This is a genomic window from Spirosoma utsteinense, assembly GCF_014282275.1.
Lineage (GTDB): Bacteria > Bacteroidota > Bacteroidia > Cytophagales > Spirosomataceae > Spirosoma > Spirosoma utsteinense.
Window position 1 is genome coordinate 77,598 of the sequence record NZ_VFIA01000018.1, and the last position, 26,083, is coordinate 103,680.

Sequence of the window (26,083 nt, forward strand, 5' to 3'; positions counted from 1 at the left end):
AATCTTAGTTTGCCAGTTTATAGCGCTTGCTGGCTATACTAATGTTAACGATCAGTAATCGTACGGCGAAGAGGAGGTGCTTAGGAACTTTAGTACTTCACTGTGTAGAAGTACAACCCAAAATTACCGGATCAATTCAAAGAAATAATCGATTCAATGTTAGACTGTTGAATTGCGATTTTAATTATAAGGACACATAGCGTAACGAATCATACGTTTTGGTAATATTGACATTATCTCTAGCGACTATATAGCATACTAAAAATTAGATATTTCAAATAATTTTCAAGAGATAATAAGGCAATACCCACTCATACAGTAACTGACAGAAGGAGTACATACTTATTTTCTGGACTATGTATGTTGCATTCAGTATCGTTTCAATTACGTAAATCAGCCGGTCCAGCTTCAACGATCGTCGTACAGATGACCTTCGAAACGGGACCGGCTGATTGATGTTATCGTTGAAGAAAACATCGTTGAAGACCACTAAAGGCCATTACTGATGTTTCCTTCCGTATGTGATTCAGGTGTGCCCAAGGTGTCCTCTACCTGTTTTAGTTGGTTGGCCGTATACTCCAGCCGGTTACGGGCCACCGATAGCAATGTACCATCAGATAGTTGAATCCAGCCGGTTCTACCCCTCTTCTGTTTAAACTCCTGTACATAAATCGGGTTTACTATAGCTGAGCGATGAACGCGAATGAAATTGAGTTTGTCCTCGAACCAGCCAAGCGGTTGCGAAACTATTAACGAGTGTCCATCAAGTTGATGTACCCATGTGTAGTTAGCTTCGCCTTTAAGCCAGACAATTGACTGGACTGAAACGGGTTGGCGCTGTCCTGGAAGATTAATAGTTAACATATAAGGTATATATAGATGTCACTACACATTTACGCTATCAACTCGATCCTGGATGTTTATGTCACACGTTATGTCGTTAGCGACCATATACCTACTCACCCATTGAGCTATTGACACGCTAAAAAATGCCTTCATTTCTACCCGTTGAGCCTATAGTCCTTTGCCTAACTTTATGAGTACCTACAAATATTATTAAAGTTCATAAAACCTATGGTCATAGTAACCAGATAAAATTTTAGTTACTGTGCAAGTAGTTTTCCATAACCCTATTCTCTATGGGTACCAACAAACCTGCTCACCCGTCAGAACGAACTGACGGCTCACACAAGGCAGCGGATACGACCCCAGCATCGTCCAGTCCATCCAACCCTGCTCAATCGCTTTCTCTCCAGACGCCTACCTTACAGGTTAGCACCTATGCCCTGGCGTTTCCAACAACGTCAGTGGGTAAACCTCATTTCCTGACCTTTACCCTGGCTCAGCACTATGCCGATACACCCGTAACCATCTCTACCGATGCGCCCGATCTTTTCCAGCTGGCCAGCGACAGCCGCCCTGCTTTTGCTTCCAGCCTGACCATTGCGCCCCCTCAGAAAGGGACCTATATCCACGTTCGTTACGCTTCGGCAAAAGCGGGCAAACATAAGGCTCAGTTGGTCATAGAGGCCCCATACGGTAGCGAAATCGTCCATCTATCAGCACGCAGTGCCGGTCTCCTACCCGCCATCATACCTGGTGTGGTCATGGCCGGGCGGCAGCAACCTGCCCAGACCAACAGATGGCGGGGTGTTTTAGCCTTATTCGTAGCTGGGTGTTTACTGGTTGCGGGCTATAGATACCGCTGCGAGTTAGCCCCCAGTTTATGCCGGGAGCCCGCTTCTACCGCTAGCCAGCCACAAGCCATGCGTCCCGCAAACACTCCGTTAAGTACCAGGCAACGAGCCAAACTATCGGCGTCTAAAACCACGTCTAGGTCCAGATCGGCAGGACGATCCAACCGAAGAAAAGCGCGGGAATCGGAACGGAAAAAAAGAGTTGAATCCACAACGGAGGCTACCAATAGAGAGGCTCAGACCAAGACAGAAAGTCAGCCAGCGAGCGTACAGCAGGAGGCTTCCCGGGATAATACGCAGCCCGCCGGCCGCCGTTCTGGCCGACCCCGCTCAACAACCCAGCCTACTGACCCGCAATCCGCTCAACGGCCTAAAAGCCCCTTGGGACGACGGACCAACACCCCCTCAACCACTGAAGAAAGTGAACTCGAACACGAATTGAATAAAAATCCAGACAGGCCCTTTTGAATCAATATACAGTTTAACTCTCTCTACCTTAACAGATGAAACGCTTTTATATCTCCCTGATCTTACTCGGGTGCTGGGTCAACACTGGCCTTGCCCAACCAGCCCGCAACACCATGCAGGCCATTCAATTTGTTAAATTAGCCAACACACTCCGGGAGGTCGATAAATCCCAGGAATCAATTAGTCTGCTCACGCGGGCCATGCCTGCCGTTAAGGCAAAAAATCTGTATATGGAGGCTGTCATCAATGAAATGATGGGACTTTCATACAAGGATTTGACCGACCGTGCCAAAGCGGTGTACTATCTGGAGCAGGCACGTACTCAGTATGCCAAACTCAAGTATGTTGCCAGCGCCTGGGCGGTCAATGAAGTGATCCGGGATATTTCCGGAAAGAATGTATATGCCGGCATCCAGCTTGGCGCATCCGATATAACGCTTGTCATACTCAAAACGAAATACGAGAGTGACTTCTACGAGAAGAACGTTCAGTCATACGTCAATATCCCTAATTCCAACGGGGCACTTTTGGCTGACGCGTCGGGATCGTTCAAGGCGGAACAGGACGGGCTCAGACAGTGCCTGGACTCCATTCAGCGGTACAATATTCCCAACGAACGCATCTTTGTCGTACTCAGCAGTGAAGCCCGTGAAAACCTGCAAAAGACGCCGATCAGCAAACAAAGCTTCTATAATCAATTATCCCAGGCGCTCCCTAACGGGACAATCCGTATTGACACAACCATAACCCCCGATCGGCAGGCCGAACTGTTCACGATTGGGTCGATACCCCGTAAAGTCTGGCCAACGACATCGGCTCTGGAGATAGGGAGTTCGAGTACAACCGGTGGTTATTTCGATCAAACCCCCGACCGGCAACCGGTTGGGAAACGACAAACAACAAGCGAGATCGGTGGGCTTGCCAACCGAAGCTTTCATGGTATAAGCATTCCCGTAGGCATCGGTACGCTGGTCAACCAGATTGAGAACGGTCGCTCGCTAAATATGGATGCCTACCGCCGGGAAGCACAGCGTGTGGTAAAGTCCGTTGCCGATACCGCCATTACCCGACAGATCAACGAACTGGGACGTGGCCTTCAGGAACGTCGGACGGTTGGTGTCGGTGGCGACCTGGCGCTGGCACTCGTTACCTACCTGCACCCAGAAAAAGCAGGTACGGCAGCCGTACCCATTACGGCAGACGATGTTGAGCGGTTTAAGCGGTTGGCGTTGACAAGCTACAAAACCCTGGCCCAGCCCGACCTGACGGCTATAACCGACCCAGCCATTCGAAGTCAGGCGGAGAATGACCGCAATCAGGTGGGTAAACAGTTGACCGAAAAGCAACTCATTGCCGGTGCTTTATGGCTTGAGTCCATCATGAAAACGTATAACTCGGCCGTTACTCCCAAGCGATTTGTCTTTATCAGAAACGCCGATATTGGCTGGATAACCGGCAAATTCCTTGAAACGATCAACTACGAATACGAATCGACAATTGCCAAAGGTGCGTTGTACACGCGGTAATCAAAAGCCGACCGGAACGCAAACCCCTTTCAAGCTAAAAAGGCCACCCTACTATTTGGGTGGCTTTTTAGCTTGACATAAAATAACCTGTTTATTCTGACAGAATCACTTTGCGAGTGAACCGCTGGCGATCCTGGGTTAAGGAGAGGATATAGAAACCTCGGGTTAGATCCCTTACCGGCATCCGGATGGTATTTTCGCCGGACACTACCGGATACGTTATCCGCCTTACCGGCAACGCTGCCGTGTTGACCAGTTCCAGGGCAACGTCGCCCGCTACCTCGGCATAATAGCGCACCTGAACTTCGTCCTGCGCCGGGATCGGATACACCTGTACGGTAAGTGCCGACGCGTCCTCGCCACCAGTCATAGCGGCTAACCGTCCTCCGCTAGTGCCAATCACCCGCGCGCCCGCCCAGTCGGCATGGTCGCAGTATGGATTATCCCCCGCCGACGTAATCACCAGACGGAGTGTTTGTTTGCCGGACACGTTCAGGTTAATGGTTTTGGTAGCCGTGGCAGCTGTTACGACCCCGCTGCTATAAATGGCCACATTGTCGGCATACACCTGAAACTCCACCGTACCGCAGCCTTCGCCAACTTCATCGTCGATGCCGATATCGGAGATGAATGTGGCATACTTCCCGCCGAGATTATACGTAATTTCGGAAGGGCTGTGCAAACCAAGACCCTTGGCATAAGTTTTACCGTTGAGCGTGATCGTACGCCCATCGCCCGCTCCTGACTCACCGTTGCTCTTATCCCGCTCAGCTGGTCCGTGCCCGTTTGTCATGTTCGTCCAGGTCATATCTGACAGGTACGTAGTTCCGCCACCGGTTGTTGGCGCTGGCGCGGCCACCGAAGCAGGATACAACTGAGCTTTCGGAATGATCTGCTGGCCCTGGCCGGGGTAAGCCCATTGTAAACGGGCTATGGCACCAGCCACATTGTCATAATATTCCAGTCTGATAGTGTATTTCTGACCGGCAGTCAACGCGATGGATTGACTATTGTCGGTGGTAGAACCGTGGTCCGACCAGTTATCGATGACCTGTGCCCCGTTGACCCAAAGCCGGATACCATCATCGGAGGTAGTGCTGAACGTATATGAACCCGTTACAGGTGCCTGTACCTGTCCGCTCCAGCGGGCAGAGAAGTTATCGTTGGGCACTGTTCCTGCGGCTGGACTGCTGGTGCCCCAATCAAAATCGACGGTAGCATCGGTACGGGTAAGTACGCTGGAACCCGAAAGCGTTTTATTGGCAAAGTACTCGGCCGCCAGACCCGTGCCTGCACCAGCAACCGGATTGCCGCTGCCCGTAGAAACCCGGAAGAATGCCGAAGCGGGAATGGCCTGTTTGTTGATACCCGGACCACTATAGCTGACGGTTAATGTCTGCCCGCCCGATCCCTGAAAAAAGGGAACCGTCAAGGCATGCTTACCGGCTTTCAGGCCAATGGTACCCGACTTCTCCTGTGGCCCGTGGCCCCCGTCGTTATTGACAACCTCTGTGGTGCCGATGAGCAGCTTACTGCCATCATCAGAATTTACATAAAACGTATAGTCCCCATCAGTTGGCACGTTGACATAGCCCCTGAAACGTACCCCGTAATCATTATCGCGGTTTCGAATGCTCAGGTCGGGCGTACCAACGTTACCCGTCTTGCTGGCCGTCAGCGAATTGAAATCCGGCAGATTTCCCCAGCTACCTTCATAGTACCCAAAATCCAGCCCGTTGACGGCATTGGCCGGATTCTCAGGATTGCGCAGGGAGGCAACCGGTGCCGTAGGTGTGGCAGGAGTCCCTACCTCTTTCATCAGGATTACCGACGAGAAGGGCGATACAGTCACGGAGCCGTTGTACTGGGTATTTTTAACATCCCGGTAGCTTCCATCCAGCGAGACCGTTGTATTCTGACCCGTTGCGTTGTAAACCAGTTTAATGAAATTATCGGGATTCTGGTTGCTGAGCGTTGCTTCCCGCAAACGCAGGTTGTCAATCCAGGCCGTCTGTCCATCCTCCTGCACCTGAATGACAAGAATAGCGTTCGACTCATCGCTCGTAGCCGTGAACGTGGCCTCGTATTGCTGCCGACTCGAACTCATCGACAGCGAAGCCCTGACGGCCAGATCCTGGTAATTTCCCGATAATCGGCGAGGATATACCTCCAGTCGTTTGTTAGACCCCGACGCAACCCCATCGAACAGCAGTTGGTAGGTCTTTCCTTTGGTAACCGACCCAATGTTCACCGTTGCCAGCAGGTAGGAGTTAGCCTGGTTGGAGGCCGATGCAAAACCCAGCCGCAGCGAACCGCCATCGAGCCGGTTGGCGTTGTCCCAGTCGGCCCGGCCGTTCCCATAGGGCGACCACACGCTCCAGCCTTCACTGCCGCCCGAGAACGAACTGTTAAGCACGCTGGCCCCCGTCTGACTAACTACCTGTGTTTTGTAGGTTATAGGGCTGTTGAAGGAGTTTGCATCCTTGCCATAGCGCCCCTGCCATTCGGTCAACGAATAGTCCGCCCCGGTCAGACCCGACCCAGGGTTGTAAACGGCCCTGATCTTGTACAGATCAGCAAAGGGCCGAACGTAATAGTTATAGTTGAAATCTCCGTAGCTGCCTAAATCATTTGCGTTCGACTCATAAGCGACCACGACCTGATCAGGCTGTTTGCTGAACAGGATGTTATTCTGAACAACGTTATTGCGCAGGGCGCAGTTACCGTTGTAAGCCAGTTTAAGCTGTTCTTCGGCATTGTTGTAGCTGGTATTGCCTTTGACGGTAATATTGGTCACACCACGCAGGAAAATGCCCATACCGCGCGAGTTGAACGAGGTATTATTAACCACCTCTACGTTTCGGGAGCAATCGTCCATAAAAATACCGTTGGCACCCGAATAGGCCCCACCCGGCGTTCCCTCCGGAGCCCCAATACCGTTAAACACGATGTTCGACAGGATATGCATGTCTTCGACGTTGGCCCGGCCCCCATTCCAGCTATAGATACCGCCCCCGTCGCTCTTGGTCAGACAGAAATTAGAGACCTGGTTATTCCGAACGGTAGCTCTGGTAACGATAGCGATGCCGTTATACCCAACATTATCGATGACGTTATTCTCGATGAGCGTATTGCTGGTACAAAGCGATTGCAGGGCCGAATAGCTGCCATCGCCACTCTTGCCCCGGCCTGGTATCATACCCACGCGCCGGATGGTGTTTCCCCGAAACGTAAAGTTCTGGTAAGGCTGAATGAAGAACCCGTTGCTGTTAGTGTCTTCGATCAAGTTGTTCTCGGCCAGTACATTACTACCCGAACCATTGACATAGACGGCATCTTCGCCCGAATTGGTAATGTCGTTACCGGAAAAAACCAGATTGGATCCCCCGTTGACCAGCAGGCCCGTAGCTATGGTTTGGGTGATCTGTAGATTCCGGATTGTAATGTTCGATACGTTGGGCAGACTTATGCCTTCGCTGAAAGCAGTAGCCGTGATCAGCTGACTGTTGGGGTTCGACTGGCTGTCGAACAGCCGGATCGTCTTGTTGGCCGGATTGTAGTACCACTCCCCCGTTTGATCCAGTGTAGCCGAATGGTTTTGGATAAAATAGCCCCAGCCGTCGGCCAGGTTATAACTATTTGTGTTGTTGAGCGTCAGCGTATTGCCGTTTTGCTGCGTAATAGGTGCGCGATCCAGAATCCACTGCACAGGCCGAACAACCACTTCGCCCCCTGTCCAGTTTGTCGATAACGATTGCTGGCTGGTCAGTTGCGATTTACCATTGTGCGACTGCACGGTCAGGTAGCCTTTGTTGCTATCACTCAGGTTTGGGTAACGGCCTAACGGTAATGAGCTTCCGTTGCGATAAACCCCCGTTACGCGGCTACCACAGCTGGGACAGTCGGCCTGCCAGACGTTGTTACCCGTATTTGTCCAGTTGCCAACAGGAACCGAGCCAGCGATACTGGGCTTGTTACCACTGCCGTAAGCATCGACGACGATGGGATTTCCCGACGAGCCCGACTGGCGGATAACCAGACTACCCCGAAACGTGTCGCCACGCCGGAAAAGTATATTGTCGCCTGCTTGGAGCGTCAAGCTGTTTACCTTATTCAGCGTCTGAAAAGGCGAGTCGGCCGAGCGACCACTGTTGTTGTCGCTTCCCGAGCTGGCGACATAGTAAGTAGTCTGTCCAAAACTACTTGCCAGACTACCACAGATGAGTAGAGAGACGAAGCCGGAACGGCATAGGGAGCGTGTCTGTAAGTACAGGTATTTTTTCAGATCAGGCACAAGAAGAGGAGTAAATAGTAAGAGATAGGCACGACTTAACGTGTGCAAATTAACGCAGACCTACCGTTTAATCAATATTTTTTTGACATACGAACGCTATCAAACATGCACTCTTTAGAGCTAATTATCTGAATAACAGTATTTTATACAATATTATATTTTCATGAACGAAACCTACAAATATATAATCGACAGGATAAATGCACTTTTTAAGGAATAATTTATACGCTATACCAATTATAATTTGGGAAAATAGTAACTTGTAGTTATTATATTTTGCTGATAGCCTGATCTCAACGATTCAGCCAATCGCAGGCAGGTTTGGATTTCATAGATCTATACCGATTGATCAGGACACTGAGGGTGGCAAAAGCAAAGACTAGAAGCCACGAAAAAAGGGTGGGTTAAACACGGTTTGTGAACCATGTTTAACCCACCCTGACGGGTAGTCAATGGTAGCGATCAGTTCGTAATAGACCGATCCAGATGAGTATAGCCCCCGTCGACGTGAATTAGCTGGCCGGTCGTGTGACTCGATTTGTCCGACAGTAAAAAAGCCACGGTGTTGGCAATTTCTTCGGTTGTTGTCATGCGCTGCTCCAACGGGATTTTCGAGACGATCTGCTGAAGTTTCCTTTCGGGCTCGGGCAGAGTTTTGATCCAGTTCGCGTAAAGGGGTGTCCAGCACTCGGCAACGATCACACAGTTGACCCGAATACCATAGGGCAGCAGCTCAACGGCCCACTCGCGGGTCAGGGCGTTGCGCCCACCATTGGAAGCCGCATAGGCAGAGGTTCCACCCTGCCCCGTTTCGGCCACCTTCGATCCAATGTTGACAATATGACCTTTGGCTGCTTTCAGGGCTGGCAGCGCATAGTGCGCCATCAGATAGTAGTGGACCAGATTCTTCTGCAACGATGCCATAAACCCTTCGTAACTCCCATTCTCCAGCCCGACACCGTCATTTACGCCAGCGTTGTTGACCAAACCTTCGATGCGGCCAAACTGCGTCATGGTTTGCGAAACGGCCCGTTTACACTGATCCAGATCGGTCAATTCGGCCACAAACTGGTGTGCCTGCCCGCCGGCGTCACGAATGGCTTCGACCGTTTTGAGGTTGTCCTCTTCGCTGCGGCCAATGATGACCGGTATAGCCCCTTCGGCGGCTAAAACCGTTGCAATGCCTTCGCCAATACCCTTTGCTCCACCAGTAACGAGGATTATTTTATCGCGCAGATTCAGATTCATATACGTATAGTTAACGTGAACTATGGGTGATTTAAAAAGTAAACTAGGCGCGTTTCTGTCATGGCTCCGGCCACCCGGCCCGACGGAAGGAGGGATCTCCGGTAAGTCAGAGCACTTCGTCTTGTTTGAAGATCCCTCCTTCCGTCGGGCCGGGTGGCCGGAGCCATGACAAAAGCAACAAATTGAACTTCAGATACTTAAAGATAAATCTATCCATAATTCATGTTATAGTTAGTGCAGGTACCCCTGGTAACTTATAATCCATAAAATTTTATTGCGTTTTCACCAAACACCTTTTCCCGCACTTCACTGCCCCAGGGCGCTACATACTCTTCGACAAGCGTTTTGACCTGGGTGTAATTGGCGGCCACGAGACATACAGGCCAGTCGGAACCAAACAGCAGCCGGTCAGGTCCGAAATGATCGAACATAACATCCAGATACGGAAAGAAATCTTTCTTACTCCACGCCTGCCAGTCGGCTTCGGTAACCAGGCCCGACACTTTACAGGACACATTTTTGCATTTCGCGATCTCGGCCATGAAGTTCGACCAGCGGCTGATATCCTTCGTTCGGATAGAAGGCTTGGCCAGGTGGTCGATGACAAAGTTCACTTCAGGCACAGCCCGCACCAGGTGAAGAGCCGCTTTGAGCTGGGCCGGGTAGATCAGGATATCGTAGGTCATGCCGAACTCAGCCAGCCGACGGATGCCCTGCACAACGCCGGGTCTGGTAAGGAAATCAACGGGTTCAGACTGAGCTATGTGCCGGTAGCCTTTCAGTTCCGGGTGTTGAGCTAAAGCGGTCAGACGGTCGGGTAGCGTTCCGGACTGCAGATCGACCCATCCAACCACTCCCTTGACGATATCATACACTTGTGCCATTCGGACCAGAAACAGTGTCTCGTCTTCAGACTGAGCAGCCTGAACCGCCACACAACCGTCAACCCCGTTCTGAACCAGCACCGGTTCGAGATCAGCGGGTAAAAAGTCGCGCCGGAGCACGGCCATATCGTCCGTTATCCAGGTGTCGCGCGCGGCATCAAAATGCCAGAAATGTTGATGTGCGTCGATGGTCATAAAGAAGGGAAAGTAAGGAAGACAAAGACTACCTAGTGGTCATGATCCTGCCGTTTTTCCTGCAAATGAAAACTATTGAAAGGAAACGGCCGTCTGTTGCTGCTCGCCCAGGCCTTCGATACCCAGTTTGACCACGTCACCAGGCTTTAGGTAACGGGGTGGTTTCAGGCCCAGCCCTACACCCGCCGGGGTACCCGTTGAGATAACATCGCCAGGGAGCAGCGTCATGAACTGGCTGATGTAACTCACCAGCGTCGGCACATTGAAAATCATATCGTCGGTATTGGAATCCTGCAACGGCTCATCGTTGACGCTGAGCCAGAGGTGCAGGGCGTTCGGGTCAGGGATCTCGTCCTTCGTAACGAGATAGGGCCCCAGTGGCGCAAATGTATCAGCACTTTTGCCCTTTACCCATTGACCGCCCCGTTCCAATTGCCAGGCCCGTTCCGAATAGTCGTTATGCAGCGCATACCCGGCCACATAATCCATGGCGTCGTCCAGCTCGACATAGCTGGCCTGTTTGCCGATGATGATAGCAAGCTCAACTTCCCAGTCGGTTTTTTCCGATCGCTTGGGAATAATAACGTCATCATTGGGACCGCAGAGCGCCGTTGTCGCTTTGAAGAACAGGATTGGTTCGGCTGGCGTTGGCGCACCCGTTTCGGCCGCGTGTTTGGCGTAGTTCAGCCCCACGCAAATAAGCTTGGAAGGCCGTTTGATGCACGGCCCAAAGCGCACGTCGTTCGCCACTTCAGGGCATGTAGGTGCATGCGCTGTCAGCCAGTGGGCTAATCGGTCGGGACCGTTGGTGGCGAAGAACGATTCGTCATAGTCTTCGCCAAAATGCGTGACGTCGATGTGCTGACCGGTGGCGAGTACAACGCCGGGATGTTCGTGGTTACTGGTGCCGAAGCGGAAGAGTTTCATGCAAACAAATGTGATACAAAATGAAAAGCAGTCAAGAGAGCAAGTTTAACCATGTTCAGGGTCAGTGGAGGTTGGTGTCCTCAACCCGGCCTTCACCCCAAACGATAGTTATCAGGTATTCAGTCGCGTGAAGCCTCCATCCAGCGGGTAATCACAACCAGTTACGAAACCTGCTTCGTCGGAACAGAGGTAAAGCGCCAGCGCACCCACCTCCGATGGCTCGGCCATCCGGCCAATAGGCTGTGTTTTAGACAACTTCTCGAACATCTCCGCTTCCTGACCGGGGTAACTCTTGGCCAGAAAACCGTCGACGAAGGGCGTATGCACCCGCGCCGGCGAAATGCAGTTGCAGCGAATCTTGTCGGCCAGGTAATCTTTCGCTACTGATAAGGTCATTGTCAGCACGGCCCCTTTACTCATGGAATAAGCAAAACGTTCCGAAAGGCCCAGCGACGCAGCCACGGAAGCCATGTTAAGAATAACCCCCCCACCATTTGCCTTCAGGTGCGGAATGACGGCATAAAGGCAATTATAAACACCTTTGACGTTGATTCGGAAGATTCGGTCGAAGTCGGCTTCGGTGGTGGTTTCAACCGTCCCGATGTGCGATACACCCGCGTTGTTGACCAGAATATGGATCGGTTCCTGAGCCGCAATCCGTCCGATGACTTCCACCGCCTGCTGCTGGTTCGATACATCTACGGCGTGACCGGTGGCCTTATTGCCCAGTCGGCGAATGTCGCTGGCTACCTGTTCCGCCTGTCCGCCGTTAAGATCGAGAATGTGAACATGCGCACCCGCCTGGGCAAAACCCTGCGCAATAGCCAGCCCGATACCACTGGCTCCGCCAGTGATCAGGGCAGTTTTGTATTGAAGTGAAAACATCGTTTTTAGTTATACGTAGAGACGCAACCCTTTGCGTCTGTATATGCGTCAGCAACCCTTTATATCTGTATATGCGTCAGCAACGCACGCTCATCCATAGCAACCAGGCGACGCAACGGACTGACACAAAAAGGTTGCTGACGCATATGCAGACGCAAAGGGTTGCATCTCTACAGTGAAACGCCCCGTTTCCAGGGAATGAAATCGTCCTGACCCAGCCCTTCGGCCTTCGTTGTTTCTTCGCCCGATGCCAGCCGAATGACATATTCCAGCAAGGCGTCGGCATTCTCGTCAATGCGCTGTTCACCGTCAATGATCGGGCCACTGTCGAAGTCGATGACATCGGGCATCCGGTTTTTAAGGGCGGTGTTGGTAGCCACCTTTACCACCGGGCAAATGGGGTTGCCGGTTGGTGTGCCAAGGCCCGTTGTAAACAAAATCAGGTTCGTGCCCGACCCGGCCATTCCGGTTGTAGCCTCCACATCGTTGCCGGGTGTGCAAAGCAGGTTCAACCCAGGCCTGGTAGCGGGTTCAGCGTAGTCGAGTACGTCGGTAACGGGAGCCGTTCCCCCTTTTTTGGCGGCCCCTGCCGATTTGATAGCGTCGGTGATGAGACCATCTTTGATATTGCCCGGCGACGGATTCATATCGAAACCTGACCCGGCAGCTTCAGCCTGGGCTGAGTAGCTACTCATCAGGTCGATAAACTTCTGTGCTTTGGTCGTATCGTCGGTCCGGTTGATGAGTTCCTGTTCTACGCCGTTGAGTTCCGGAAATTCGGCCAATACGGTTTTCCCACCCAGGGCTACCAGAATATCAGACAATTGACCCAGGGCGGGGTTGGCTGAAATCCCCGAGAACCCATCCGACCCACCACATTTCAGTCCAACTGTCAGGGCGCTTAGCGGGGCAGGCTGCCGTTTCAGTTTATTAACTTCGGTCAGGCCCATGAACGTTTGGGTAACGGCCTGCGACATCAAGGCGTATTCGGTACCCGCCTGTTGTTCGAAAAGCAGCAGTGGCTTATCGAACTTCGGGTTCTGGCGCTTTATTTCCTCGCCGATCATATTGGCCTGCAGGTGCTGGCATCCCAGGCTCAGAACGGTCGCCCCCGCTACGTTGGGGTTGTTGATGAACCCGGCCAGCAACGAACACAGGTAAGCCGAATCCTGGCGCGTGCCACCACAGCCCATCTCGTGGGTCAAAAACTTGATTCCGTCGATATGCTCAAACGGTCGGCGGGCGGGCTCGTGGGCAAGCGTCCGATTCTGGTCAGGGTCAACGAACGGCTGCATCTTTTTAATGACATCGACCTGGCCAGACCGGTACAGACTAACTAACTCATGCACCTGCTGGCGATAGGTTTCTGGCTGGGAATAGCCAAGTTCGCGCTCAAAAGCATCTTTAAGAATCAGCACATTGCGATTTTCGCAGAAAACCAGCGGCACCACCAGCCAATAGTTACGCGTACCAACACTACCATCGGCGCGGTGGTAACCCATGAACGTGCGGTCCTGCCAGCGCGAAACATCAGGCGGCTGCCAGGCGTAAGGCTGTTTTTTGTCAAGGCCATAGCCCTCCGCGTCGTGTTTGAGATTGAAGGTCGTAATGGATTCCCCCCGGCGGATTGGCTGGGTAGCTTTGCCCACCAGCACACCATACATGTAAATAGGGTCGCCGGGATGGCGGTCTTCCGTTACAAACTTATGCTTGGCACCCACGGCATAGGGCAAGTCGTACACAGCATTATCAAATTCTATTCGCTCCCCGGCCGACAGATTGCGCAGGGCAACAATGACGTTATCAGCGGGGTGAACTTTCAGCACTCGGGCAAGCATCGAATACGTTGTTTTTTTAGATAGAGAGACGAATTAGCCTAAAATATACCAGTCTTTGCCAAAAAGTTTACCCCCTACTGTTGCGATTCTGACCGGCTTTACCAAGTTTTGGTTCCCCGACTTCCAGCCCTTGCCATGTCTGAACCACTCTCCAACGCCACCAATGTGCTGTCTGCCAGCCCTGTACCGGCCCACTTGCCGGTAGGCGGCCGGCTGATATCGATGGATGCCTATCGGGGCTTCGTGATGATCCTGATGGCCGCCGAGCTACTAAATTTTCAGCACCTCCATGAATCATTTCCCAACAGTTCCTTGTGGGCTCTGCTGGCGTATCACCAAAGCCACGTCGAGTGGGCCGGCTGTTCGCTGCACGACCTGATCCAGCCATCATTTTCGTTTCTGGTTGGCGTTGCCCTCCCTTACTCCGTCGCCAGTCGGACCGCGCTGGGGCAATCATTTCGCACGCAGTTTGGTCACGTACTCCGTCGGTCGTTTATTCTCATTCTACTCGGCATTTTTCTTCGATCTGTTCACGCCACACAAACGTACTTTACGTTTGAAGATACCCTCTCACAGATTGGCCTGGGTTATCCGTTCCTGTTCCTGATTGGTAGCAGTCCCCGGCCCCGGCTGGTCTGGAGCGCGCTGGGCACTATCCTGATCGGCTACTGGCTGGCGTTCATACTGTATCCGGCCAGTCCGGGCTTTACCTACAGCGCCGTTGGGGTACCGGTCGACTGGCCCGAGCACTATACCGGCCTATCGGCTCATTTCAATAAAAACAGCAACCTCGCCTGGGCCTTCGATACCTGGTTTCTGAACCTGTTTCCGCGCGAAAAGCCATTTCTGTTCAATGGTGGCGGGTATGCAACGCTGAGCTTTATCCCTACCCTCGGCACTATGTTGCTGGGCCTGATTGCCGGGCGTACCCTCCGGGCGGGTCTGCCTCAGGGCGACATACTAAAACGCTTCCTTATCCTTGGGGTAGCTGGCATAAGCCTTGGTATACTCCTGCACGTAACAGGAATCTGCCCCGTTGTGAAGCGCATCTGGACACCTGCCTGGGTTTTGTTCAGCGGAGGTCTATGCTTCGGTCTGTTAACTTTTTTCTACTACGTTATCGATGTTAGCGGGCATAAGAAATGGGCGTTCCCGTTGATAGTTGTTGGCATGAACTCCATTGCTATTTATTGCCTTGTTCACCTGATCGACCGATTTATTATCAGTTCATTTTACATCCACCTGGGTCATGGCCCCTTTCTGCTGGCAGGTCAGGCTTATGAACCGCTGTTGATCGGTATGGCTACGCTGGCCGTTTTTTACCTTATACTCCGGTGGATGTACCGCCGGAAACTCTTCATTCGTATCTGATCCCTTGTCGTTGCGGGTTAACTCTGTGTTTAGTCAACCCGCAACGACAGTATTATTCCTTATGACAACCGCCAACATCCTGAATCTCTTCGATCAGACAATTTCCTACGGTACCCTTATCATTGAAAATGGTCATATCGCCCGTATCGAACTCCTCGGCCCCGAGCGTCCCGGCGAACCGTATATACTCCCCGGTTTTGTCGATGCTCATGTTCATGTCGAAAGCTCATTGCTCACCCCCCCGCAGTTTGCCCGGCTGGCCGTCGTTCACGGCACGGTAGCCACCGTATCTGACCCGCATGAGATTGGTAATGTGCTGGGCGTACCCGGTGTTACCTATATGATTACGGAAGGATCGAAAGTGCCGTTTAAATTTATGTTCGGGGCTCCCTCCTGCGTGCCCGCCACCACCTTCGAAACAGCTGGTGCCACCATCGATGTCGACGGCGTCCGTGAACTGCTGTCCCGCAGTGAGATCGGTTACCTGGCCGAAGTAATGAACTTCCCGGGCGTGCTAATGAACGACCCTGACCTTATTGCCAAGATCGAACTGGCCAAAGCAGCTAACAAACCCGTTGATGGTCACGCACCGGGGCTGGTCGGTCCGGATGCGCAGCGTTACATTGACGCAGGCATCACCACCGACCACGAATGTTTTACGTACGATGAAGGTCTCGACAAAGCCCGGCGCGGCATGAACATCCTTATTCGTGAGGGCAGCGCAGCCCGCAACTTCGACGCGCTGATTCCGTTGCTGGCTGAGTTTCCGGCCCAGATCATGTTCTGCTCCGACGATAAACACCCCGATACGCTCGTTGACGGGCATATCAATCAGCTGGTGCTGCGGGCGCTGGCGGCAGGGCATTCTCTTTGGAACGTCCTGCGCGCGGCTTGCCTCAATCCGGTCATGCATTACAGGATGCGCGTAGGTTTGCTGCAGCAGGGCGACCCCGCCGATTATATCGTCGTCGACAATCTGACCAATTTTCGTTTGCAGCAAACCGTCATCGATGGCCAGACCGTGGCTCGGGACGGGAAGTCAATGATTCCTGATTTGCGGAGTGAGGCTGTCAACCAGTTCAACTGCTCGCTAAAAACAGCGGCCGATTTTGCCGTGGCGGCTTCGGGTAGTTACCCACTTCGGGTTATTGAAGCCCTCGATGGACAGCTTATCACGAATGAACTTCTGGTCGAACCCCGCATTGAAAACGGTCAGCTTGTGCCTGATGTCGATCGCGGCATTCTGAAGCTGGTTGTAGTCAATCGGTACCAGGACACCCCCCCGGCGATTGCCTTTATCAAGAACGTTGGCCTGACCCACGGTGCCATTGCATCGTCGGTTGGTCACGACTCGCATAATATCACGGCCGTTGGCTGTGACGACGAAAGTATATGCCGGGCCGTTAACCTGGTGATTGCGGCAAGGGGGGGCTTATCGGCAGTAGGACAGACAACAAACACCCACCGCTCAACTAGTGGCACTAATAGCACAGCAAGTGACTTATTTGTAAACGAAAAGTTACTACCGCTACCTGTTGCAGGGCTTATGAGCGACGCAGATGGGTATGAAGTAGCCAGGGAGTATATTTTACTTGACCAGTTTGCGAAAAAAGACTTAAAAAGCACGCTATCAGCTCCTTATATGACACTTTCATTCATGGCTTTACTGGTTATTCCGGCGCTGAAACTCAGTAATATGGGCTTATTTGATGGAAATGTGTTCGATTTTACCACTCTTCAAAAAATGCCATAGTTCCACAAAAAAACTTTATTCGCTCACCTTTTTAAATTCAATTTAATATCAATATGTTTACACAGTTCAAGACCCAACCTAATCATACCCCCCTAACCGCTTATGGCCCGCTCCCGTACGCAAACTGGTCCCGACGACGAAACATTATGGAATATGTTTCGTAATGGTGACGAAAATGCTTTCGCCCGCCTATATCAAAATTATGTACAAACCCTCTACCACTATTGCGCTCACTTTGCCACTGATCGGGCACTGATCAAGGACTGTATTCACGACCTGTTCGTTGAACTGTGGAAACACCGTACCACTATTGGCCCTACGACATCGGTACGGTTTTACCTGATGGCTTCCATCAAACGTAAACTCGTTCGGCACCTTACCGCTGAACAGAAATTCGTAAGTCAGGATGAAATGCTGAACGGCCGACGCATTGGCGACACGCTGCCCGGCGCTGATCCTTCCCACGAAAATCAGCTCATTTCTCACGAAGAGGATTCGTTCATGAATGACTGCCTGCACCAGGCACTCGACAAGCTGCCCCGCCGTCAGCGCGAAGCGGTTCACCTGCGTTACTTTCAAAACATGAGCAACGAAGAAATTTCCTCGCTTATGCAGATCAATATTCAATCCGTTTATAACCTGATCTTTGGCGCTATGAGTAACCTCAAGCGTTACGTCACTCCCGAAAGTGTTTCTTTTTAATCCTGACTACTCCTAAACCTGAACATTGCCTGATAGCCATTAACCCGGCTATCAGGCATTTTTTTTAACAGACAAGGTACTTATTAACAGTCACTTACATATATTTTTAGCGTGTATATTTTATACCCTAAACGGACCTTAACAGCCCGTTTTTTTGTTGATATGGTATGCAGTTTCACACCGATTTTTCCTTCGAACCACTCTCTGGTCGCATCGGCCTTAACAGCCATATTGTGACGGTTGGGTCGTGCTTTGCCGAGGTCATGGGACACCGGCTGGCCAATCATAAGCTATCCGTTCTGAACAATCCGTTTGGTACAGTCTTCAACCCGGTTTCGATAGCGAAACTGCTGACCTCCGCCCTGCACGGAACTATCCCTGATGAGAACCTCTATCTTGAGCGGGATGGTATCTGGTTTCACTACGACTTTCATTCCTCGCTTTGGGCGTCAACCCAGGACGACCTGCGCGAGAAGCTCATTGATCGGCTGCAACAGACAGCTGACGCGCTCCGGAAAGCTGACTTCCTGATGCTTACCCTTGGCTCGGCAGTAGTTTACCGACACATACAGACAGGTAGCGTGGTGGCTAACTGTCACAAAATGCCGCCTTCTCTTTTCGAGAAATACCTGTATGCCTACGAATACCTACAGGAAGACCTGAAACGACTGATGAAGACGCTCAACAGGGCCAATCCATCACTTACGGTACTACTAACCGTAAGCCCCGTTCGGCATACGCGCGATACGTTGACGATCAACCAGGTGAGTAAATCGACCTTGCGGGTGGTAGCACACGAACTAACGGTCTGGAATAAGTGGATTCAGTATGTACCGGCTTATGAGTTGATGATGGACGACCTGCGCGATTATCGGTTTTACGAAGCCGATCTGATTCATCCGACTAAACAGGCCCACGACTATATTTTCGGGAAGTTTGCCGATAGCGCTTTTGATGCCGAACTTCGCACCTTCGTCACGGAATGGACGCAGGTGAGCCGGTCACTGGCCCACCGCCCGCTCTATGGCGAACAGTCTCCCGCGCACCAACAGTTTCTGACTAAACTGGAAACGCAGCTGGAAACGCTTTCAGCGCGTGTGGACGTATCTGCGGAACTGGCTGATGTGCGTAGTCGTTTACAACAGGGAGAAAAGGAGCGGCTTAACGGACTGGGAGAAATTGCTTAGTGAAGCGGCCTTCCCTTCCCCTCTTTTTTTTCCTTTCTTCCTTTTACTATGTCTGATTATCGTTTGAGTAAAGAAGCCGTCTTACAGGCGCTGAGCACCGTTGAAGAACCAGATTTGAAGCGCGACCTGGTATCGCTCAACATGGTCAAAGATATTGTACTTGGCATCGGCTCGGTTCGGTTTACAGTTGTCTTGACCACCCCCGCCTGTCCGCTGAAAGAAGTGATTCGCAAGCGGTGTGAGGATGCCATACACACACACATTGGGGCCGACATTCAGATTACGATCGATATGACGTCGGACGTAACCTCGACCCGGATGAATGCCCCAACGCTGCCGGGCGTAAAAAACATCATTGCCGTATCGTCGGGCAAAGGTGGTGTTGGCAAATCGACCGTAACGGCTAACCTGGCCATTGCCCTGCATAAGTCCGGTGCTAAAGTAGGCATCATCGATGCTGACATCTATGGTCCTTCTATCCCAACCATGTTTGGTGCAGAAGACATGCAGCCCCGTATCTTTCAGGTCGACGGCCAGACCCGGATGGAGCCGATTCAGCAATTCGGCATCAAACTGCTGTCGATGGGTTTCCTGGTAGCACCGGGGCAGGCTATCATCTGGCGGGGTACCATGGCCGGTCGGGCGTTGCAGCAGTTTTTCTCCGACGCGGATTGGGGCGAACTGGATTACCTGCTCATCGACCTGCCTCCCGGCACGGGCGATATTCACCTGACGCTGGTACAGACCGTACCCGTTACGGGAGCTATTATCGTGACAACGCCCCAGAAAGTGGCCTTGGCCGACGCCACCAAGGGGCTGGCTATGTTCCGACAGCCGCAGATTAACGTTCCGGTGCTGGGTGTGATCGAAAATATGTCGTACTTCACCCCGGCCGAACTCCCCGACCATCAGTATTATATTTTTGGCAAAGGGGGCGGACGGCAACTGGCCGATCAGTTCGACGTACCGCTGCTGGGCCAGATACCGCTTGTTCAGAGTATTCGTGAGGCTGGCGACGCCGGGCGACCTGCTATCAGTATCGGCGAACCCGTGGCAAGTGAGGCATTCTCGACTACTGCCGAAGCACTGGCTCAACAGATTGCTATTCGTAATGCAACTGTTGACCGAACGAAGCGTGTAGAAGTTGCATAAAACCGCGTTACCTTTTAAATTTACCGTAAATCAAAGAACGGAATGGAAACGGCAGTTCAAAACGATCAGTTAATTGAAAAAATCGAGCGGGCCCTCGACAGCATGAGACCGTATCTGGCTACAGACGGCGGCAACGTGCGTGTAGTCGAAGTAACGGACGACAAAACGGTCCGGCTCGAACTGATGGGGTCGTGTGGCTCGTGCCCCATGTCGGCGATGACGTTCAAGGGCGGTCTGGAAGAAGCGATTCTGAAAGCGGTGCCCGAAATAGTAAGGGTAGAAGCGGTGAACATTACACCCGCCTTTTAACTGTGATTTGGTTGTGACTAATCTGCCTGATGTTATTCAGATAAGTAGCAACATAATGGGCGGTATTCCTGTCTTCAAAGGGACTCGCGTACCGGTGCAATCCTTGTTTGATCATTTGGAACTGGGAATATCGGTAGACGATTTTCTGGACGATTTCCCGACCGTAAGTAAGGATCAGGTTATGTACCTAGAAAACTCAAGCACGATTTAACAGGTCATGATGTATACACGGTCCGGGAGCTGCGCCAAGATGGTAATGAAGATCAGGATGTTCTCCAATTTCTGATAGACTTTAATATCGATGCCCTTATCACCTGCGATAAGAATTTACGCTTCCAGCTAAATCTCGCTATCCAACACCAATTTTTGTGCTGGATACCTACACGAATGCCTACATTTATTAAAAGCTGTAGTGCCTAAATTACTAACCCTGCTTAATAAACCGTTAATGCCGGGAGCAACGATCATTAACTAGTTCGTGTAATCTCAGAAATCACATTGTTTACATTGGATTAACCAAAGCCACTTGCCTGAAACGAGTGGCTTTTTCGTTTCTTTGCGATCCGTATTATACTCCCTGATGCAGTGAAAATAGGCATTTTTTTCGGTGGCCCGGCGCGTGAGCGTGAGGTGTCCTATGCAGGCGGGCGCACAGCCCTTGCCAACTTAGACAAAGGTTTGTTTGAGCCGGTACTCGTATTTGTGGATGGACGGGGTCGTTTCCGGCTCGTTACGCCCGACTTTTTGCAGGCCCCTTCCCTGCGTGACGTCCTGCCCCAGGGAGATTCCGGCTTCTCTGTCTACGACGAATCCCTCCCAATCGACCTTCTCGACGCTGCCCTGCCTGAACTAAGGCCCGAGCAGTTTCGCGACCATTTCGATCTGGCTTTCCTGGCCATGCACGGTCCCGATTGCGAGGATGGTGCTATCCAGGGACTGCTGGAATGGCATAAAATGCCCTATACAGGTCCTGGCCTGCTGGGATCAGCGGTGGGAATAAACAAAATTCTGCAAAACGAACTGATTGCGCTGGCCAATGGCCAACAGAAAAAAACAGCAACCATCAGCCGCGACGCCTACGAGCGTACAGACAAGGCCGAGTTTTTTCAGTCACTACAGGCGCACCTGGGGTTACCCATCGTCATCAAAGCGCCCCATCAGGGATCGAGCATCGGCGTAGTCATCGTCCGTGAGGCCGACCTTACAGCCTTTTGCCGGGGTGTAGAGCAGTGCTTTTTCACGATGAGCATTCAGCCCGATGGTTGGAGTCAACTGAGTCAATGGGGAAGTCTGTCGGCCACCCAAAAACATGAGCTGGCCCAGAAGATGGTAAGTCTGGACTCAGGAATCAGCTTCCCGATCGTTATCGAACAAACTGGCGAACTGATCAGGCATCCTCATGAATTTGTTCAGAAACTCGATGCCCTCTCGGGTAGCGGATCGATTACACTGGCATCGGTCAATGCGGAAGATGAGGTATTGTTTGAGGAGTTCATTAGTGGGCAGGAGTTTTCGTGTGGGGTCATTCAGGACGATGACCAAACGGCAATTGCCCTTCCCCCTACCGAAATATACAATACGACAGCCTTCGATTTTGAGACGAAGTATAAGTCGAACGTAGCCAAGAAGCGGATTCCGGTCGAAACGAGTCTGGAAAACAACCGCAAAATTCAGCTGGCCGTATCTGACGTATTCAAACGCCTGGGCATTAACGTGTACTCGCGGATTGACGGATTCCTGACACCCGCTGGCGATGTTCTGCTTCACGACCCGAACACCATTCCGGGTATGTCACCTTCCTCGCTTATTTTCAAGCAGATGGCCGAGATAGGACTCAACCTCTCGAACTCGCTCACCTACCTGATCCGCCAGTCCCTGCGCGAACGAATCCGAACCGGAAAAAACACCTACGAGCTAAAGCAACTCCTGGCCCAACTCGATGGACAGCTTGCCCATCGCAAAGCCAATCCCCTACCCGAACGGGTTGTTTCGTTTGGCCCAACGGATGAACAGTTCATAGCCGCCAAGCAGCAATACAACGAACTGGCAGCTTCGGGTACGGTACGGCCATCGCTGATGTACATAAAGAACAAGACCGAGAGTCACGAAATCCCGGTTTACCTGCTGTTCAGAGATACGATCGAGGAGTTAGAAACGGCCCTGAGCCAGCCCCGCCATCCCCTATTAATAGAAACGACCGAGCAGACGAAACACATAACGGACCGGTACCTGTAGAAACGCAACCCCTTGCGTCTACGTATGCGTCAGCAATACCGTCCGGGCAAACAGACGCAAGGGGTTGCGTCTCTACAGGTAACACATATTACCTATTCATCGGATATTCGTTGATCCAGTGAAAGCCCCGGTTTATGAGCAGAAACTGGTTTAGGTTTTGCCGCTTCAGCCGGGCATAAATGGAATCACGCCCAAATACCCCCCGGATGATGACGGAACTGGTATCAGGCTGTACATACGTTATCCGATATTTAGTAGTCGTATCAGCATAGGTGTACAGGATAGCTTCTGATTTGATACTATCTGGCTTAAAGACATATTGGTGCAGAGAGTCACTCATCAATCGAACCGTCAGATGCGGGTAGCGTTTGTAACCGTCTACTATTACCTGCCGCCAACGTATCGAATCTGTTAACATGGGCGCCAGCGTATCGCTGTTAAGAGCAAATGTTTCTACCTGATATATGCCGTATAAAGGAGTTTTGGGAGCGTGCTCTCCCCACTCTTTACCACTGTTGAAACCGTCTACGCTTCGCTGATAGAATAGCACAACCAGTAAAACGGTTTTGAATACAAGTCGTCCGGTTCGCCAGCGACGGGATGTACGAAACGGAGTAAGATCAAGCGCAGGAGCAGGGCGGTTTAGTAGCAGTACATTGATCAATCGTTTCCCTTCAGCAGCCAATATAAATACCGTCATCAGAAGCAGGTTCGACGAGAATAGCTTTACTGGAATGTCAAAACAGAAATTGATTGCGACAATGTTGCTCAACACGACGAGCAACGTAATAGACCCCAGCGCTGTAGTTCTGCGGAACAGCAATAAACCCCCACCAACGATCTCCCCTAAGCCGGTAAACCAGTTGTAAGCTCCAGAATACCCCATAAAAGTCCAGGCCAGCCCCATCGGTGATGACTGACCGTAGGGTTGTAGCAGCCGGAGTAAGTCAGGAGACGGGAACTGCGTCTTAAATACTTTGGCAAATCCGTAGGTAAGCATGGTAAAAGCCAGATAATAGCGCAGCAGTACCACCAGCCAGTATAACAGCGTATTATAATTGGAACGCGACCGATCTACCACTAGCCATATACCTGTAACAACCATGGCGATACCGGCGAAACACAGAAGCTGAACATAATTGAACGTCGTATCACCACTGCCATTGGGAAAAACAGTTATAGGGTATGGTAAGTGTAAAATGGCCTCCCCTACCCATGGTATGATGCCGTTCCAGCCATCGAAGGGAACTACGTAGAGCAAAAAATAAACGAAGAAAAAGCGGAAGGCAATCTTCTGCGCGGCATTCCACCGCAGCGGGTAAACGAAAAGCTGATCCATATCCAGCACTGAGAAGCATTCAAAACATTCGAGTCTGCAAATGCCTCAAGGGTGTTTCGTTACTGAATCTACTATGCGGATTTGTTGGGTAGACAGGGAGTTGTACTTTTGGCGAATCATGACTAATGAACCGTTCTTTTCTAAACATGACAACCACATTAGATACCCCTACCCAGCAACGCGTTGACCAATGGCTCTCTGGTAATTACGACGCCGACACCAAAGCCTCCATTCAGCAACTTATTACCGATGGCAATAATGCCGAACTGACCGACGCTTTTTACCGCGAACTAGAATTCGGGACGGGTGGGTTACGGGGTGTGCTGGGCGTTGGCTCCAACCGTATGAACCGTTATACGGTGGGTGCGGCTACTCAGGGACTTTCCAATTACATCAATGCCGCCTTCCCGGATCAGGATATCAGCGTGGCCATTGCGCACGACAGCCGCCGGATGAGTCCGGAGTTTGCACGCCTGGTCGCCGATATTTTTACCGCCAACGGTATCAAGGTGTATCTGTTCAGCAGCCTTCGCCCTACTCCCGAACTTTCATTTGCCATCCGGCAGCTGGGTTGCCAGAGTGGTATCGTTGTAACCGCTTCGCACAACCCACCCGAGTATAACGGCTACAAAGTGTACTGGGACGATGGCGGTCAGGTCGTCTCCCCACACGACAAAGCGATCATCGCCGAGGTAAACAAAATTACGTCGGTCGATATGATCAAATTCGACGGCATACCAGAGCGCATCCACCTGATCGATGAAGAAATCGACGCGCCTTATGTAGAGCGGCTTAAAACCAATGCCGTCAATCCGGATGTGATCAGGCGGCAGGCCAACCTGAACATAGTCTATACCCCCATTCACGGCACGGGCATTACGCTGGTTCCCCGCACGTTGGCCGCACTGGGTTTCACCAATGTACACATCGTAGAAGAGCAGGCCACACCCGACGGAAACTTCCCGACGGTGAAATCGCCAAACCCTGAGGAGCGGGCGGCTATGCAACTGGCCCTCGATCTGGCCAACAAAATCAACGCCGACCTGATCATGGCTACTGACCCCGACGCTGACCGCGTGGGTGCCGGTGCCCGGAACCACCACGGCGAATTTGAGCTGCTGAATGGCAACCAGATGGCCAGCCTCATTATCTATTACCTGCTCAATGCCTGGAAAGAGGCCGGCAAGCTGACCGGTAAAGAGTTTGTGGCTAAAACCATCGTCACCACCGACCTCATCGATAAGATGTGCGAACGGTACGGAGTCAACTGTTACAACACGCTGACAGGCTTCAAATACATCGCCGAAGTGATCCGCGAACTCGAAGGCAAAGAGCAGTTCATTGGCGGGGGCGAAGAAAGCTACGGCTACCTCATCGGTGACTTCGTGCGCGACAAAGATGCTATTGCCTCCTGCGCCATGATCGCCGAACTGACCGCGTCGGCTAAAGACCGCGGCCTGAGCCTGTTCGACCTGCTGATGGCCATGTACCAGGAAAACGGATTCTACTACGAAGCGCTGGTATCGCTGACGAAGAAAGGCCGGGAAGGTGCCGAAGCCATTCAGCAGATGATGGCCGACTTCCGCGCCAATCCGCCCAAGTCGATTGCCGGCTCACCCGTGGTTCGGGTTGATGACTACAAAAGCCTGATGCGGCTGGATGCCCAAACGGGACAGTCGACGGCCATGAAATCGGGCAGCATGGGAATTGAATCGTCGAACGTTCTCCAATTCTTTACTGCCGACGGGACCAAGGTATCGGCCCGGCCAAGCGGCACCGAACCGAAGATCAAGTTCTATGTCAGTGTGGTAGAGCCGCTGGAAAGCAAAGAAGCCTTCGACGATACCTATGCCCAGCTGAAAGCCAAAGTGCAGCGCGTAGTCGATGAACTAGATCTGAAATAAAGCACGTTTTCTCGGGTCAGCCAGACGCTGACAAGTACCAGAGCCCGGCCATTTCGATGAGCCGGGCTTTTCTATGATTAAGCGAATAAGATCCTGTGAGAGAAGAATTAAAAAAAAATTAAAAACTAATGTAATTAGATATGTATAGTCTATAGCTTTAAAGTACAAT

Annotated in this window: 19 protein-coding genes; 11 read left to right on the forward strand and 8 right to left on the reverse strand. The window is 51.7% G+C overall.

What is annotated here, in order from left to right; genetic code table 11:
* Window positions 1-489 precede the first annotated feature (489 nt).
* On the reverse strand, window positions 490-864 hold the full coding sequence (locus FH603_RS15550) for a LytR/AlgR family response regulator transcription factor (RefSeq protein ID WP_186738450.1): 375 nt from the start codon (window positions 862-864) through the stop codon (window positions 490-492).
* A 275-nt stretch (window positions 865-1,139) separates the two neighbouring features.
* On the opposite strand from FH603_RS15550, the gene FH603_RS15555 reads away from it, so the two are divergent.
* Window positions 1,140-2,165, forward strand: a complete 1,026-nt coding sequence (locus tag FH603_RS15555; protein WP_186738451.1) for a hypothetical protein — start codon at window positions 1,140-1,142, stop codon at window positions 2,163-2,165.
* Between the two features lie 35 nt (window positions 2,166-2,200).
* Complete coding sequence (locus tag FH603_RS15560) at window positions 2,201-3,691, forward strand: tetratricopeptide repeat protein (protein ID WP_186738452.1); 1,491 nt, start codon at window positions 2,201-2,203, stop codon at window positions 3,689-3,691.
* A 91-nt stretch (window positions 3,692-3,782) separates the two neighbouring features.
* Here the strand turns inward: FH603_RS15560 and FH603_RS15565 are convergent, their stop codons facing one another.
* The 6 genes from FH603_RS15565 to FH603_RS15590 form a co-directional block, all read right to left on the reverse strand.
* Window positions 3,783-7,985: a PA14 domain-containing protein gene (locus FH603_RS15565; protein WP_186738453.1), complete on the reverse strand. Its 4,203-nt coding sequence runs from the start codon at window positions 7,983-7,985 to the stop codon at window positions 3,783-3,785.
* A gap of 462 nt (window positions 7,986-8,447) precedes the next feature.
* Window positions 8,448-9,233: an L-fucose dehydrogenase gene (locus FH603_RS15570; protein WP_186738454.1), complete on the reverse strand. Its 786-nt coding sequence runs from the start codon at window positions 9,231-9,233 to the stop codon at window positions 8,448-8,450.
* Between the two features lie 254 nt (window positions 9,234-9,487).
* Complete coding sequence (locus FH603_RS15575) at window positions 9,488-10,312, reverse strand: amidohydrolase family protein (protein WP_186738455.1); 825 nt, start codon at window positions 10,310-10,312, stop codon at window positions 9,488-9,490.
* 72 nt (window positions 10,313-10,384) lie between these two features.
* Window positions 10,385-11,239, reverse strand: a complete 855-nt coding sequence (locus FH603_RS15580) for a fumarylacetoacetate hydrolase family protein (protein ID WP_186738456.1) — start codon at window positions 11,237-11,239, stop codon at window positions 10,385-10,387.
* Window positions 11,240-11,350: 111 nt separating this feature from the next.
* Window positions 11,351-12,124, reverse strand: a complete 774-nt coding sequence (locus FH603_RS15585) for an SDR family NAD(P)-dependent oxidoreductase (protein ID WP_186738457.1) — start codon at window positions 12,122-12,124, stop codon at window positions 11,351-11,353.
* A 170-nt stretch (window positions 12,125-12,294) separates the two neighbouring features.
* Window positions 12,295-13,962 (reverse strand): UxaA family hydrolase, encoded by a 1,668-nt coding sequence (locus tag FH603_RS15590; protein ID WP_186738458.1) that lies wholly within the window; start codon window positions 13,960-13,962, stop codon window positions 12,295-12,297.
* A gap of 222 nt (window positions 13,963-14,184) precedes the next feature.
* Here FH603_RS15590 and FH603_RS15595 point away from each other — a divergent pair, with 222 nt between their 5' ends.
* From FH603_RS15595 to FH603_RS15630, 8 genes are all read left to right on the forward strand, one after another.
* The gene (locus FH603_RS15595; RefSeq protein WP_186738493.1) at window positions 14,185-15,333 is read left to right on the forward strand and encodes an acyltransferase family protein; all 1,149 of its coding nucleotides are present in this window, start codon (window positions 14,185-14,187) and stop codon (window positions 15,331-15,333) included.
* A gap of 61 nt (window positions 15,334-15,394) precedes the next feature.
* Window positions 15,395-17,086, forward strand: a complete 1,692-nt coding sequence (gene ade, locus FH603_RS15600; RefSeq protein WP_186738459.1) for an adenine deaminase — start codon at window positions 15,395-15,397, stop codon at window positions 17,084-17,086.
* Window positions 17,087-17,188: 102 nt separating this feature from the next.
* A complete protein-coding gene (locus tag FH603_RS15605; protein ID WP_186738460.1) occupies window positions 17,189-17,788 on the forward strand; it encodes an RNA polymerase sigma factor in 600 nt (199 codons plus the stop codon).
* Between the two features lie 167 nt (window positions 17,789-17,955).
* Window positions 17,956-18,975 (forward strand): GSCFA domain-containing protein, encoded by a 1,020-nt coding sequence (locus FH603_RS15610; protein ID WP_186738461.1) that lies wholly within the window; start codon window positions 17,956-17,958, stop codon window positions 18,973-18,975.
* Between the two features lie 48 nt (window positions 18,976-19,023).
* Window positions 19,024-20,127, forward strand: coding sequence for an Mrp/NBP35 family ATP-binding protein (locus FH603_RS15615; RefSeq protein WP_186738462.1), 1,104 nt, complete (start codon window positions 19,024-19,026; stop codon window positions 20,125-20,127).
* A gap of 42 nt (window positions 20,128-20,169) precedes the next feature.
* Window positions 20,170-20,436, forward strand: coding sequence for a NifU family protein (locus tag FH603_RS15620; RefSeq protein ID WP_186738463.1), 267 nt, complete (start codon window positions 20,170-20,172; stop codon window positions 20,434-20,436).
* 13 nt (window positions 20,437-20,449) lie between these two features.
* Window positions 20,450-20,647, forward strand: a complete 198-nt coding sequence (locus FH603_RS15625) for a DUF433 domain-containing protein (RefSeq protein WP_186738464.1) — start codon at window positions 20,450-20,452, stop codon at window positions 20,645-20,647.
* A 374-nt stretch (window positions 20,648-21,021) separates the two neighbouring features.
* Window positions 21,022-22,671, forward strand: a complete 1,650-nt coding sequence (locus FH603_RS15630; RefSeq protein ID WP_186738465.1) for a D-alanine--D-alanine ligase family protein — start codon at window positions 21,022-21,024, stop codon at window positions 22,669-22,671.
* Window positions 22,672-22,759: 88 nt separating this feature from the next.
* Here the strand turns inward: FH603_RS15630 and FH603_RS15635 are convergent, their stop codons facing one another.
* On the reverse strand, window positions 22,760-24,010 hold the full coding sequence (locus FH603_RS15635; RefSeq protein ID WP_186738466.1) for a hypothetical protein: 1,251 nt from the start codon (window positions 24,008-24,010) through the stop codon (window positions 22,760-22,762).
* Window positions 24,011-24,156: 146 nt separating this feature from the next.
* Here FH603_RS15635 and FH603_RS15640 point away from each other — a divergent pair, with 146 nt between their 5' ends.
* Window positions 24,157-25,914, forward strand: coding sequence for a phospho-sugar mutase (locus FH603_RS15640; protein WP_186738467.1), 1,758 nt, complete (start codon window positions 24,157-24,159; stop codon window positions 25,912-25,914).
* Window positions 25,915-26,083: the final 169 nt, after the last annotated feature.